This is a genomic window from Streptomyces sp. NPDC097595, from assembly GCF_044761525.1.
Classification (GTDB): domain Bacteria; phylum Actinomycetota; class Actinomycetes; order Streptomycetales; family Streptomycetaceae; genus Streptomyces; species Streptomyces drozdowiczii_A.
In genome coordinates, this window is sequence record NZ_JBIWCN010000005.1 from 311,153 (window position 1) to 324,306 (window position 13,154).

General features: G+C 69.8%; 9 protein-coding genes. 2 read left to right on the forward strand and 7 right to left on the reverse strand.

Annotation, left to right across the window (positions count from 1 at the left end; translation table 11 throughout):
• Positions 1-16 precede the first annotated feature (16 nt).
• The 6 genes from ACIQZN_RS10855 to ACIQZN_RS10880 all read right to left on the reverse strand — a co-directional run bounded on the left by ACIQZN_RS10855 (position 17) and on the right by ACIQZN_RS10880 (position 10,885).
• Positions 17-1,642 carry a glycoside hydrolase family 13 protein gene (locus tag ACIQZN_RS10855; protein ID WP_403990514.1) on the reverse strand — a complete coding sequence of 542 codons (1,626 nt, stop codon included), beginning with the start codon at positions 1,640-1,642 and terminating at the stop codon, positions 17-19.
• A gap of 108 nt (positions 1,643-1,750) precedes the next feature.
• A complete protein-coding gene (locus ACIQZN_RS10860) occupies positions 1,751-2,710 on the reverse strand; it encodes a carbohydrate ABC transporter permease (RefSeq protein ID WP_403990517.1) in 960 nt (319 codons plus the stop codon).
• Positions 2,711-2,726: 16 nt separating this feature from the next.
• Entirely contained in the window at positions 2,727-3,686 is a 960-nt protein-coding gene (locus tag ACIQZN_RS10865) for a carbohydrate ABC transporter permease (protein ID WP_403990520.1), read from the reverse strand.
• A gap of 91 nt (positions 3,687-3,777) precedes the next feature.
• Positions 3,778-5,202: an extracellular solute-binding protein gene (locus ACIQZN_RS10870; RefSeq protein WP_330310933.1), complete on the reverse strand. Its 1,425-nt coding sequence runs from the start codon at positions 5,200-5,202 to the stop codon at positions 3,778-3,780.
• A 214-nt stretch (positions 5,203-5,416) separates the two neighbouring features.
• Positions 5,417-9,694: a discoidin domain-containing protein gene (locus ACIQZN_RS10875; RefSeq protein ID WP_403990523.1), complete on the reverse strand. Its 4,278-nt coding sequence runs from the start codon at positions 9,692-9,694 to the stop codon at positions 5,417-5,419.
• Between the two features lie 330 nt (positions 9,695-10,024).
• A complete protein-coding gene (locus tag ACIQZN_RS10880; RefSeq protein ID WP_403990526.1) occupies positions 10,025-10,885 on the reverse strand; it encodes an SDR family oxidoreductase in 861 nt (286 codons plus the stop codon).
• 113 nt (positions 10,886-10,998) lie between these two features.
• Between ACIQZN_RS10880 and ACIQZN_RS10885 the strand changes: the two genes are divergently transcribed.
• Positions 10,999-11,727, forward strand: a complete 729-nt coding sequence (locus ACIQZN_RS10885; RefSeq protein ID WP_403990529.1) for a TetR/AcrR family transcriptional regulator — start codon at positions 10,999-11,001, stop codon at positions 11,725-11,727.
• Positions 11,728-11,757: 30 nt separating this feature from the next.
• Here the strand turns inward: ACIQZN_RS10885 and ACIQZN_RS10890 are convergent, their stop codons facing one another.
• On the reverse strand, positions 11,758-12,237 hold the full coding sequence (locus tag ACIQZN_RS10890; RefSeq protein ID WP_403990532.1) for a GNAT family N-acetyltransferase: 480 nt from the start codon (positions 12,235-12,237) through the stop codon (positions 11,758-11,760).
• 156 nt (positions 12,238-12,393) lie between these two features.
• Between ACIQZN_RS10890 and ACIQZN_RS10895 the strand changes: the two genes are divergently transcribed.
• Complete coding sequence (locus tag ACIQZN_RS10895; protein ID WP_403990535.1) at positions 12,394-13,128, forward strand: 4'-phosphopantetheinyl transferase family protein; 735 nt, start codon at positions 12,394-12,396, stop codon at positions 13,126-13,128.
• The last annotated feature ends 26 nt before the right edge of the window (positions 13,129-13,154 follow it).

A 13,154-nucleotide genomic window follows, 5' to 3' on the forward strand; every position in this document is an offset into this window, starting at 1 on the left:
GCCGGCCGTGGCGTCGTCAGGCGCGCAGCCACACCGCCGTGTCCTGCGGGAGGCGGCCGGCCTCGTCCAGGGGTCCGCTGGTGAGCAGCACCGCGCTGTGCGGGGGCAGCTCGGCGGCCTCTGCGGCCAGGTTGACGACGCAGAGCAGTCCGTCGGTCCTGGCGAAGGCGAGCACGCCGGGGGCGGTGCCGAGCCAGGTCAGCCGCTGGATGCCGGGCTCGCCTCCGGTCCCGAAGCCCGGTTCGGCGCGCCGCAGCCGCAGGGCCTCGCGGTACAGGCTGAGCATGGAGTCCGGGTCGCCGTTCTGGATGTCGGCGGCGTAGCCGGACCAGCCCTCGGGCTGCGGGAGCCAGGGCTCCGTGGTGGCGCCGAATCCGGCGTACGGTTCGCCCGCCGCCCAGGGCATGGGCACCCGGCAGCCGTCGCGGCCCGGGTCGGCGCCGTTCTTGCGGAAGTGCATCGGGTCCTGGATGCGGTCGAGCGGGATGTCGGCCTCGGGCAGGCCCAGTTCCTCGCCCTGGTAGAGGTAGGCCGCGCCGGGCAGGGCCAGCGAGAGGAGGGCGGCGGCGCGGGCCCGGCGGGTGCCGAGGGCGAGGTCGGTGGGGGTGCCGAAGGCCTTGACGGCGAAGTCGAACCCGGTCTCCTCGCGGCCGTAGCGGGTGACGGTACGGGTGACGTCGTGGTTGCAGAGGACCCAGGTGGCGGGGGCGCCGACCGAGGCGTGCTCGGAGAGCGTGTCGTCGATGGCGGTCCGCAGCTTCTCCCGGTCCCAGGGGCAGGCCAGGAAGTTGAAGTTGAAGGCGGTGTGCAGCTCGTCCGGGCGCAGGTAGCGGGCGAAGCGCTCGGTGTCGGGGAGCCAGACCTCGCCGACGAAGACGCCGTCGTACTCGTCGGCGATGGCGCGCCACGAGCGGTAGATGTCGTGGAGTTCGTCGCGGTCGACGAAGGGGTGCGGGTCGCTGCCGATGACGAAGTCGGGGAGCGCGGGGTCCTTGGCGAGCAGGGCGGCGGAGTCGATGCGTACGCCGGCGACGCCGCGTTCGAACCAGAAGCGGAGCACGTCCTCGTGCTCGCGGCGGACGGCGGGGTGGGCCCAGTTGAGGTCGGGCTGCTGGGTGGCGAAGAGGTGGAGGTACCACTCGCCGTCGTCCAGCCTGGTCCAGGGGGTGCCGCCGAATTCGGAGACCCAGTCGTTGGGCGGGATCTCGCCGTTCGCGCCGCGGCCCTTGCGGAAGTGGAAGAGGTCGCGCTCGGGGCTGCCGGAGCCGGCTTCGAGGGCGGCGCGGAACCAGGCGTGCTGGTCCGATACGTGGTTGGGCACGATGTCCACGATGGTGCGGATGCCCAGCTCGCGGGCCTCGGCGATGAGTTTCTCGGCCTCGGCGAGGGTGCCGAACGCGGGGTCGATCGTACGGTAGTCGGCCACGTCGTAACCGCCGTCGGCCAGCGGCGAGAGGTACCAGGGGGTGAACCAGAGGGCGTCCACGCCCAGTTCGACGAGGTAGGGCAGCCTGGCCCGTACCCCTGCCAGGTCGCCGGTGCCGTCGCCGTCGCCGTCGGCGAAGCTGCGTACGTAGATCTGGTAGATGGCGGCGTCGCGCCACCAGGGTGCGGTGGCCTCGGACGGACGGTTGGCTGCCACTGACGTTCCTTTCGGGCAGGTGGGACTCCGCCGCCGGCCCGGCAGGCGGGGCAGGATGGGTGAGCCGGCGGCGGAGTGCTGAGGGGTGGGCGGCTGGTGGGGCGGGCGTCAGCCCTTGAGGCCGCCCGCGGTGAGACCGCTCATGATGTTGCGCTGGAAGAGCAGGAAGATCAGCAGCGTCGGGATCGACGCGATGGTGAGCGCGGCGATCAGGACGTTCTCGGGGACGCCGCTGGCCAGTGAGTAGATGCCCACGTTGAGAGTCTGCTTGCTCGGGTCGGGCAGCGTGAGCATCGGCCAGAGGAAGTCCTTCCACACGCCGACGACGGCGAAGATGGAGACGACCCCGAGGATCGGCCGGGAGATGGGCAGGATGATCGAGCGCAGGGTGCGCAGGGGGGAGGCGCCGTCCATGGCCGCGGCGTCGAGGAGCTCGCCCGGGATGGAGTCGAAGAACCGCTTCAGCAGGAAGATGTTGAAGGCGTTGGTGACCGACGGCAGCCAGATCGCCCAGGGCGAGTTGACCAGGTTGCGCTGGACCAGGGGCACGTCCAGGACCGTGAGGTACTGCGGGACGACGAGCACGGTGGCCGGGATCATCAGGGTGGCCAGCATCATGCCGAGGATGACCTTGCCGAAGATCGGCCGCAGCTTGGACAGCGAGTAGGCGGCGGCGACGTCGAAGATCAGCTGGAAGGCGAGTGCCCCGAAGGCGTAGTACAGGGTGTTGAACAGCAGCTTGGACAGGTCCATGACCGTCCATGCCTGGCTGTAGTTCTCGGTGTGAATGGAGCTGGGGAAGGCCGTGGGCGGGCTCTGCACCACTTCCTGGGTGGTCTTCAGACCGCCGGTGACCATCCAGTACAGCGGGCCGAGGAAGACCGCCGTGAACAGGATCATCACCAGGCCGAAGACGATCCAGTAGACGGCCCTGCCGCGCGGCCGGCCGAGCTGGGCCGGCGAGATCAGGGTGCGCTGGCGGGCCCGTTCGGCGCCGCCGTCGGACTTGCGCCGTGCGGACTTGCGTGGTGTGCTCCCGCGCCGGGAGACAAGCGTGTTCGATGCCATGGTCTTGGCTCCCGTCCTAGTCTTCGCTGTTGCGGCTCAGTCGTACGTACACCGCGGAGAATCCCGCGAGGACGACGAGCAGGACGAGGCCGAGTGCCGCCGCGCTGCCGTAGTTGTTGAAGTTGAAGGCGTACTGGTAGATGAGGTAGACGACGGTGGTGGTGGAGCCCTCGGGCCCGGCGCCGTTGGTGAGCAGGAAGGGCTCGGTGAAGACCTGCATCGTCGCGATGATCTGCATGAGCAGCAGCAGCGAGAGGATGAGGCGGGTCTGCGGGATGGTGACGTGCCAGATCTTGCGCAGCAGCCCGGCGCCGTCGAGCTCGGCGGCCTCGTACAGCTCGCCGGGGATGCCCTGGAGCGCGGCGAGGTAGATGAGGGTGGCGCCGCCCATGTTCATCCAGGTCGCCGCGATGACGACGGAGAGCATCGAGGTGCTGGTGTCCTGGAGCCACTGCTGTTCGGGCAGATGGAAGATGGCCAGGATGCGGTTGAAGAGCCCGTAGCCGGGGTCGTAGAAGTACTTGAAGAGCAGTACGGAGGCGACCGGCGGCAGCATCACGGGGAGGTAGACGAGCAGCCGCAGGTATCCCTGGCCGTGCCGGAACTCGTTGAGCACGACGGCGACGGCGAACGGGACGACGAAGCCGAGGAGCAGGGCGAGGACGGTGAACAGCAGCGTGTTGCGCCATGCCTGCCAGAAGGCCGGGTCGTTGAAGACGTACGTGAGGTTGGACCAGCCGGCCCAGGTGGTGGTGCCGTCCTCGTTCTTCTGGAAGGCCAGGATGAATTCCCGGACCATCGGATACCAGGAGAAGAGCGAGAAGCAGAGCACCGCTCCGATCAGGAAGCCGTGCGCTGAGATGTTGCGGCGCAGGGCGCGCACGAACTCCTCGCGGGCGGAGTCCGGGCGGGCGGAGCTTCGGTGTCCTGGGCGAGGCCGGGTCGCCTTGCGGGGGGACAGGGTTGGGGCCGACATGGTGTCTCCTCGGTGCCGGTGTACGACGAGCGCGTAGCGGACGGGGTCCGGATGCGGGGCCGGGTTCGCGTGACCCGGCCCCGCGCGTCCGTTACTGGTTCGCCAGAACCTGGTTGACCTGCTGCTCGGCGGTGGAGAGCAGCTTGTCGACGTCGGCGTTCTTGTTGGTCAGAACACCGGACATGGCGTTGTCGAGGATCTTGTAGATCTCCTGGGCCTTCGGCGGCTCGGCCTTGCCGGGGACGGGGTTGTCCATGAAGGCCTTGAAGTTCTCGACGGGCATCGTCGCGTTCTGGGCGCGTGCGGCGTCGTCCGTGGTCTTGCTCTCACCGAGGAAGAAGTTCGGCTGCGGCAGGCCCACGGGGAGCTTGTCGGCCTTGGTGCGGGCCCAGTCGAACTGGCCCTTGCCGGGGGTGAGGTTCTTGAAGTTCAGCCAGGCGATGGCGGCCTTGATCTGGTCGGGCGAGCTGCCCTTCTTGATCAGGTAGTTGTTGCCGCCGAAGAGCGTGCCCTTGCCGCCGGGGATGGGGCCGAGGCCGAAGGTCTCGTACTGGGCGCCGAGCTGCTGCACCATGTACGCGATGTCGTCGGGGGCGGCGAGGAACATGCCCAGCTTGTCGCTGGCGATCTGCTTCTGGAGGTCGCCCCACTTGAGCAGCTGGGTCTTGCCCATGCTGTCGTCCTCCCAGCGCATGTCGTGCAGCTGCTGGAGGACCTGCTTGCCGGTCTCGTTGTTGAAGGCGGCCTTCTTGCCGGAGGCGTCGACGATGTCCCCGCCGAGGCCGAACTGCGTCGCCGCGAAGTGCCAGCCGCCGTTGTTGCCGGCGCTGTACTCGCCGTAGCCGGAGATGCCCTTGCCGAGGCCCGCTATCTTCTTGGCGGCGGCGCGCACCTCGTCCCAGGTGGCGGGCGGGGTGTTCGGGTCGAGACCGGCCTGCTTGAACAGCTTCCGGTTGATCATCAGGCCCATGGTGTAGTTGCTGGTCGGCAGGCCGTAGAGCTTGCCGTCCTTGCGGGCCACGTCGACCACCTGCGGCTGGATGTCCTTCAGCGCGGGCACGGTCTTGTCGTTGACGTACGCGGAGATGTCCTCGGCGCCGTCGTTGTCCAGGACCTGCTGGAGGTCGCTGAAGTAGGCGTAGAAGACGTCGGGCTGCGACTTGCCCTTCAGCATGGCGGTGAAGCGCGGCGGCTCGTTGCACTGGCCCGGGGTGGACTTGCCGTTGATCGTGACGTTCGGGTACTTCTCGTTGAACGTCTTGATGTCCTCCTTCCACTCCCGCAGCTCCGCGGCCTTGGCGGCCGGCGGCATGCAGTCGATGGAGATCGTCACCTTGGTCTTCGGGTCCAGTGGAGCCGAGGGGTCGGACGAACCCTTGGACGAACTGCTCGAGTCGTCGTCCTTGCTGCTGCTCGTGCCGCAGGACGCGAGCGAGGTCAGGGCAAGTGCGGTGACAAGGGCAGCCGCGGAGGCACGGCTGATACGGCGTGTGCGGCGCAACCCAGCACTTCTCATCGATGGTCCCCTTCGGGCATGAGCGTGGATGGCCCTCGGCCGACTGACTGCCGGGGCGAGGCACACTCAACCAGCGTCGACATGTGAACGCAATATCTCGCGCAGTTTTCGTAAAAGTTTGACAGCGATTGGTACGCCGCATGCGGAACCCGGCGTGAGCGCAGCACGGGGCGCCGCCCGGCGAACCGGACGACGCCCCTGTCTGCGGTGGTTGCTACGGGTTGATGTTGATCTTCATGGTGGACGTCGTGTTCTTCACGTCCTGGGCGTTGTCGCTGAACCTGAGCCCGTTGAAGGTGACCTCACCGACGGCGGGTCCCTGGCCGGCCTCGGGCATCTCGTTGGCCCACAGCCCGAAGCCGGACTTGGCGTCGAACGCGTCGCCGCTCTTGTGGGCGCCGGAGATCGAGATGTCGGTCAGGATGGTGTCCTTGATCGGGAACTGCGGCTGGCCTCCCACGTAATTGGTCTGGAACATGATGCCGCTGTACGTCGGGTCGACGATGTCGACGTGGTTGATCCGGATGCCCTGGAAGACCTTGGAGGCGGAGAACAGCCAGATGCCGGGGAAGGTCTGCGTGCCCCAGAAATGACCGCCGGAGCGGACCACTGAGACGTTCTCGACCGTCGTCGGGCCGGTCCCGAAGCCGTTCATCGGGTAGCCGAAGTCGAGCGAGCTGACCGTGATCCCGGAGTACACCAGGGTGTCCGCGATGCGGATGTTGCGGAAGGTGTTGTCGTAGCCGCCGTAGACGGCCACACCGGCCGCGCGCCAGGTCAGGAGCGAGGTGAGGTTCTCGTAGACGTTGTTCTTCATGTCCGCGCCGCCGGAGTCGATCGCCGAGAACAGCGCGAAGCTGTCGTCACCGGTGGCCCGCGACTCGTTGTTGACGACGTGGTTGTCCGTCGAGCCGTTGGTCATGTTGATGCCGTCGGCGAACGTGTCGCGGATACGGGAGTTCTTGATGGTGATGTTGTCGGTGTTGGCGCCCCAGTAGAGGCACACCGTGTGCTCGTTCCAGATGTTGTCGATGACCATGTCCGACACGTTGGAGAAGTCGAACACCTTGCCCGGTCCGTCGATGCGCGAGGTGTAGTTCCCGAAGTACGCGAAGTTGGCGAACGTCGAGCCCTTGGCACTGGCCTCGGCCCGGAAGCCGATGTCGGTGTTCTCCTGCGTCGAGGGCGCGTGGAACCTGGTGTACCAGGGCCCCGCACCGATCACCTTGACGGCCTTGCCGTACACCTGGAACTTGCTCGCGGTCTGGTAGTCGCCCGCGGGCAGGTAGACGCCCACCAGCTTGCCCGTGGTGTCCATGCGCACCTTGTCCAGGGCGTTCTGGACGTCCTGATGGGTGAAGCCGGCCGGAACGGCGTAGGCGGCCGGGTCCGGGTTGGCGATCTGGGCGGCCTGCTCCAGGCTGACGAAGTCGATCGCGTAGGTGCTGCTGTTCGCCGCGTCCTTCTGGAGCCGGATCTTGCTGCCCGCCGGGACGGTCTTGCCCAGCATCACGTTGGCCTCGTCGTAGATGTGCCGGGGTGAACCGGAGCCCGGGGAGTTGCCGGGGCCGGTTTCGGCGCCGTACAGCCAGGCGTACTTCGAGGTGAGGTCGATCGTCTTGAGGAAGGCGCCGTCCACGTAGACGCTGAGCGTGGAGTCGATGCCGCCGCCGCCCGCGGAGTCCGGGATGGAGTAGCGGGTCACCAGGGTGTTGGTGCTGGCCCGGGTGGTGAATTCGACGTAGTTGCCGGTGCTGTTCAGCGTGACCGCCTTGCGGCCCGACGCCTCGCCCGCGATGTCGCCGACGGTCCTGTTCGGCCCGACGACCTTCGCACCGCCGCCGGTGACGCCGTCCTCCGCCTCGTAGGTGTCGTACGGCATGTTGGCGCCGCGCCCGACGAAGAAGGAGCTGCTGACGGTGTTGTTCTCGCGCTTGACCGGCAGTTCCTGGGCGTCGTCCGCGACCACCGTCTTCACGGTGTACGAGCCGTTGGCCGCCGTCCAGGAGCCCAGGTTCACCGGGGAGCTGGTGGCACCCGCGGCGATCGAGCCGTTGTAGCTGCCGGTGAGGGTCTTCACCGTGGCGCCCTTGGAGTCGAGCAGGGTGACGGTGACGGCGTGAGCGCCCGAGGCGGATGCCACCGTGCCCTGGTTCCGGATGGCGACGGAGAAGGTGACGTTGTCGCCCTGGGCCGGGGCGGAGGGCGAGGTGGTGACCGCGGTGGGCACCAGGTCGGAGCTGGCGACCGGCTTGACGACCAGGCCGGAGGCGCTGGTGTAGGTGTTGTCGGTCTCGTTCTGCTCGATGATCTGGTTGTCCGGGTCGACGACCGCGCTCAGCGTGTACGTGCCCGCGTCGCGCGCCCCGATGTTCGCGCTGACCTGCGCGGAGGCCCCGGCGGCGAGCGCGCCCACGTTCGCGGTGGCGACCTTGGTGTCACCGAGCCGGAATTCGAGCTTGCCGGCCGGTGCGGCGACGGCGCCGGTGTTGCGCACCGTCGCGGTGAGCGTGACCGGGTCCGACTCGACGGGCGCGGCCGGGCTCGCGGTGATGCCGCTGACCTGGAGGTTCGGGTTGGGGGCCGGGGCGCCCAGCACCTGGAACTCCGCGACCTGCCCGGCGGGCGCGCCGGTGTTGGAGGTGAACTTCAGCTGGACGTCGGCGACCCGGGCGTCGACCGGGATCGTCACCGTGTTGGCGCTGCCCGGGCTGAACGCGTAGTCCTTGGCGGCGACCAGGCTGGTGAAGGACGAGGCGCTCTGCTCGCGTCCGAGGACCTGGATGTTCTGGGTCCTGGCCCCCCAGCTGCTGTCCGGGTTGAGCTTCACGACGACGCTCTGGGTGTCGGCGTTGGCGCCCAGCTTCACCGTGAGGGTGTTGGGGTAGCTGCCGCCGGCGCCCTCCCAGTAGGTGGAGAGCTGGTTGTCGTTGGCGTTCTCCGCGACGAAGGTGTGCACCACGGAGGAGGCGGTGACGGGCTTGCCGACGGCGAGGTTGGAGGCCGCGCCGGTGGAGCCGTTGCGGGTGACGGTGTTGCTGTCGCCCGAGACGTTGCCCGCCGCGTCCTTGGCCCGTACGACGTACGACACGGTGGTGCCGGCGGACTGGGTGTCGGTGTAGGTGGTGACATCGCCGGCCACGGTCTTGCGCAGCACGTTGTTGGCGTAGATGTCGTACCCGGTGACGCCCTTGTTGTCGCTGGACGCCGTCCAGGTCAGCTTGATCTGACCGGAGGAGGGCTCGGTGAAGCTCAGGTTCGCCGGTGCGGTGGGCGCCTGGGTGTCACCGGAGTCCCCCTTGCGGGTGACGGTGTTGCTGTTGCCCGAGACGTTGCCCGCGGCGTCCTTGGCCCGTACGTAATACGAGACGGTGGAGCCGGCCGGGCGGGTGTCGGTGTACGTGGTGACGTCACCGGACACGCTGGTCAGCAGGGTGTTGTCGGCGTAGATGTCGTAACCGGTGACGGCGGTGTCGTCCGTCGAGGGCTTCCAGGTCAGCTTGATCTGCCCGGTGGCCGGTTCGGTGTACGCCAGCTGCGTCGGGGCGCTCGGTGCCTGGGTGTCGCCGGTCTCGGGGCCGTAGACCTCCAGCTCGGAGACCTGGGCGCCGGGCTGGACGCTGTTGGCGGTGACCAGGACGCGGACGTAGCGGGTGGTGGTGGCGTCGAAGGTGATCGTCGCCGTCTCGGAGCCGGGGCTGAAGGTGTACGCCTTCGCCTGCGTCAGGTCCGTGAAGTCGGAGCCGTTGGCGCTGCCCTGGATCTTCAGCGTCTGGCTGCGGGTCTCCCAGCCGTCGGGCAGCCGCAGCACCACGCGGTCGACGCGCACCGAGGAGCCCAGGTCGGCCTGGAGCCACTGCGGGAACTCGTTGTTGCGGCTCTCCCAGTAGCTGGCCCGGTTGCCGTCGTTCGCGTTGGCCGCGATGTACGTCTGGGTGTTGCTGCTGGCGGTGAGCGGGCGCCCGGAGGCGAGGTTCACCGAGGACTCCGCCGCCGCCCGGACCTCCAGTTCGGCGAGCTGGCCGTTGTCGGAGGCGGTGTTCGCGGTGATGTCGGCCCGGACGAAGCGGGCTTGGGCGGCCGGGAAGCTGATGGTGACCTTGTTGGAGCTGCCCGGTGCGAAGGAGTAGGAGGCCGAGGTCTTCAGCGTGGAGAAGCTGGTGCCGTCGACGCTGCCCTGGAGGGCGAGCGTCTGGCGGCGGGCCGACCAGTCGGCGGGGAGCTTCAGCGTGACCTGGTCGATGCGGGTGACCTTGCCCAGGTCGCTCTGCACCCACTGGGGCAGGGACTTGCCCGACCCCTCCCAGTAGGTGGACTGCTGTCCGTCGGCTATGTTCCCGGCGGACTTCCCGCTGCTCGCGGCGGCGCGTTGGCCGGCGGCGATGTTCGGGCCGCCGGCGGCCGAGGCGTTCAGCGCCGGCCAGGCGACCATCATCAGGCTGGTGGAGACGGTCGCGGAAAGGATCCGCCATCTCCAGCGTCGCGTTCTCATCTGTCCCCGATCTGCTGCCTCGGCGCAGGGCGGCCGAGGCGCGGCTCAGTCTGCGACCCCGCCAGTACATGACTTTCTGCACTGACGGGATGACCTTTTGCGTTTTGCGGTCAGAGAGTTGCAGAGAATTGACGTGGAGTCCACCACTCCGGCAGAACTTCGCAGCCTTGCGGGCGCTGCCCTTACGGGCCAACTGGGCTGACAAGCAGGGCATTTGATGACGGACCGACTCGGACGGCCGGAGCCGTCCGCGCCCGCAAGGAATTTGCGTAAATGCGCAAGCCGATGAAAGGTGCCAGCTCGGACGGGGTGTCCGCACCGGCGCCGGGACTACTCGGCCCAGGCGCGTTCCAGCAGCGTGCGGAAGGGGGCGGGTTCCCGTCCGATCAGCTCGGCGAGGGCCGGGTCGACAGCGGCGAACTCCCCGTCCCGCGCCGCCGCGAAGATGCTCAGCAGCAGGTCGGCGACCGGCACGGGGGCGCCGTGCGACAGGACCTGCTCGCGGAAGGCGTCGCCGGGGACGACGGTACGGGTGAAGGGCCGCCCGGTGACCTGGGCCGCCATCCCGGCGACGGCGTCGAAGTCGAGCGCCGCAGGACCGGTGAGCGGCGGGGTGGGCCCCTCGAAGCGGCCCTCCTCGGTCAGGATCACCGCGGTGGCCTCGGCGAGATCGTCGTGGCCGGTCCAGGCGACGGGTCCGTCGGCGGGGAGGGCGATGTCGCCGGTGTGGCGGGCGGCCTCCAGGAATTGCAGGGCGCTGGCGGCGTAGAAGCCGTTGCGCAGCGAGGTCCAGGGCAGGCCGGTGGCGCGCAGCAGGTCCTCGGTCCGGGCGTGGTCGCGGCACGCCTGGAAGCGGGAGTCGTGGGCGGCGCCCGTCTGGCTCGTGTACAGGATGCGGCCGGCCCCGGCCCGCACGGCGGCGTCGATCGCGGCGCGGTGGCCGGTGACGCACTCCTCGCCCGTGCGGTCGAGGGAGACGAGGAGCACCTGCTCGGCGCCCTCGAAGGCGTGGACGAGCGAGGCGGGGTCGTCGAAGCTGCCCCGCCGGACGCGGACACCGCGGGCGGCGAGGTCCCCGGCCTTGCGGGGATCGCGGACGCTGACGCCCAGGCGGTCGGCGGGGACGCGCTCCAGCAGGCGCTCGACGGTGCGGCGGCCGAGCTTTCCGGTGGCTCCGGTAACGATGATCACAGGGCTCTCCCAGGGGTGTTCCCAGTAGCGCTTCCAGCGGCATTTCCGCTGGAATCATTTTCACGGTAACACTGGAACTCACACTGATAGCAAACTCCCGATATCATCGATACATGCCTATCCGCGAGACCACCGCCGACCCCCGCCGGCGCATCATCGAGGCGGCCGTCGAGCTGCTGGAGAGCGGCGGCCCCGCCGCCGTGAGCACCCGCGCGGTCGCCGCCGCGGCCGGGATGCAGCCGCCGGCCATCTACCGCCACTTCGGCGACAAGGACGGGCTGCTCGAAGCGGTCGCCGAGCACGGCTACGCACAGTTCCTGGAGAGCAAGCGCGCTCGGCTCGACCCCGCGCCGGAGGATCCGGTGGAGGAGCTGCGGCGCGGCTGGGACATGGTGGTGGAGTTCGGGATCTCGCGCCCCGAGCTCTTCGCCGTGATGAACAGGGCCACCGGCTCGGCGTCGGACGCGGCGCACCGCGCGGGCCTGGAGATCCTGCGCGGCCGGGTACGCCGGCTGGCGGCGGCGGGGTGGCTGCGGGTCGACGAGGAGCTGGCCGCCCAGATCATCCGGGCCACCGGCCAGGGCGGGGTCACCACCTGGCACGCCACCCCCGTGGAGCACCGCGATCCGGCGCTGCTGACCATCCTGCGGGAGTCGATGATCGCCGCGGTCACCCGGGCGGAGCCGGTGGTCCCCGCCTCGGAGTCCGGCCCCGCCCCGGCGGCCCGCGCGCTGCGCGCAGCCCTCCCCGACGGCACCGGCGTCCTGAGCGAGGCCGAACAGCGCCTGCTGCACGAGTGGCTGACGCGCCTGGCGGGGGACGGCGGCAGGCCGCAGCACTGATCCCCGTCGGCCGGCCTCAGCGGGGGTGCTTCACTCGCCGGGCGCCCACCGGTACCGGACGTCCGGCTCGTTCTCCTCGTTGCGGCTGCCGTCGTCGAACGCGACCGCGGCGAACCCGTGGCGCTCGTAGAAGGACCGGGCCCCGGTGTTGCGCTGGAAGGTGTACAGGGTGAGTCCTCCCGGGCTGGCCTCCTTGGCCGCCGCCAGCAGGAGCGAGCCGATGCCCCGGCGGCGCAGACCGGGGTCGAGGTAGAGCTGTTCCAGCTCGGAGCCGTCCAGCGAGAGGAAGCCCGCGATCCGCACATCCTCCCCCTCGTGGATCTCGGCCACCCGGACATCGGTACCGGGCAGCACCACATGGGTCAGCCAGGCGAGGGTCGCCTCGTCGCTGTGCACCCGCGCCAGATACGGCATGGCGGCGGCACGGGAGGCGAGGAAGAGGCGGGTCAGGGGCTCGGCGTCGTCCGCGCGGGCCTCCCGGAGCACGGCGGGGCGGCTGTCCAACGGCATGCGCGATCTCCTGTCCGAGTGGCCGCCGCCAGGGCGCGGGAGGCACGGTGATCGAACATACGTCGGGCACGTTCCGGATCTCCATAGGATAGGAGCGCCCCTGCCCCACCGGTGCCCGCCCGAGGTGCCCGTCCCCGCCGAGGAAACGACGTAACGGTGTACCAGCCCCACGTGTTCACGCTGACCGAGGACGGCTACCGGGGGCCCGCGCCCTCCTGGGGCTCCGGCGCCCCGTCCCTGTGGCTGGTCGACACGGACAGCGCGGCCGAGGCCGCCCGGCTGCTGGCGCCCAGGATCCTCGACGCCTCGGAGCTCGCCCGGGTGGAGCGGCTGGCCTTCCCCGCGGACCGGGCGTGCTACACCGCCGCCCACCTGGCCCTGCGCCTGCTGCTCGGCGCCCACCAGGGCGTCGCCCCGGAGGCCGTACGGCTGACGCGGGAGCGCTGCCCGTCCTGCGACGGCCCGCACGGCCGGCCCGCGACCGGCGGCGGCACGCACTTCTCGCTCTCCCACACCCGGGGCGTCGCACTGCTGGCGTTCGCGGGTGTCCCGGTCGGGGTGGACGTGGAGCGCGTCCCCGAGGCGCGGGTGGTCCAGGAGGTCTCCGCGCAGCTTCACCCCGCCGAGGCCGCCGAGCTGGCCGCGCTGCCGCAGGAGGAACGGCCCGCCGCCTTCGCCCGGGTGTGGACCCGCAAGGAGGCGTACCTCAAGGGTGAGGGCATCGGCCTGGCGGGAGGCCTGCACCGCGAGCACGTCGGCACCGGCCCGCGCCCGCTCGGCCCGCCGGGCTGGGCCGTCACCGATGTCGCCGTCCCCGGCGGGTACGCGGCGGCGGTGGCCGTACAGGCGGCGGGGCGACCGCCCGCCGGGAACCATGACCGGCGAAAATGACCGCACGGGCACATCGCACCGACCGA

Bases quoted from the DNA above. Each gene is read 5' to 3' on its own strand.
- ACIQZN_RS10860 (WP_403990517.1), bottom strand. From the start codon at position 2,710: ATGGCATCGAACACGCTTGTCTCCCGGCGCGGGAGCACACCACGCAAG.
- ACIQZN_RS10865 (WP_403990520.1), bottom strand. From the start codon at position 3,686: ATGTCGGCCCCAACCCTGTCCCCCCGCAAGGCGACCCGGCCTCGCCCA.
- ACIQZN_RS10870 (WP_330310933.1), bottom strand. From the start codon at position 5,202: ATGAGAAGTGCTGGGTTGCGCCGCACACGCCGTATCAGCCGTGCCTCC.
- ACIQZN_RS10875 (WP_403990523.1), bottom strand. From the start codon at position 9,694: ATGAGAACGCGACGCTGGAGATGGCGGATCCTTTCCGCGACCGTCTCC.
- ACIQZN_RS10885 (WP_403990529.1), top strand. From the start codon at position 10,999: ATGCCTATCCGCGAGACCACCGCCGACCCCCGCCGGCGCATCATCGAG.
- ACIQZN_RS10890 (WP_403990532.1), bottom strand. From the start codon at position 12,237: ATGCCGTTGGACAGCCGCCCCGCCGTGCTCCGGGAGGCCCGCGCGGAC.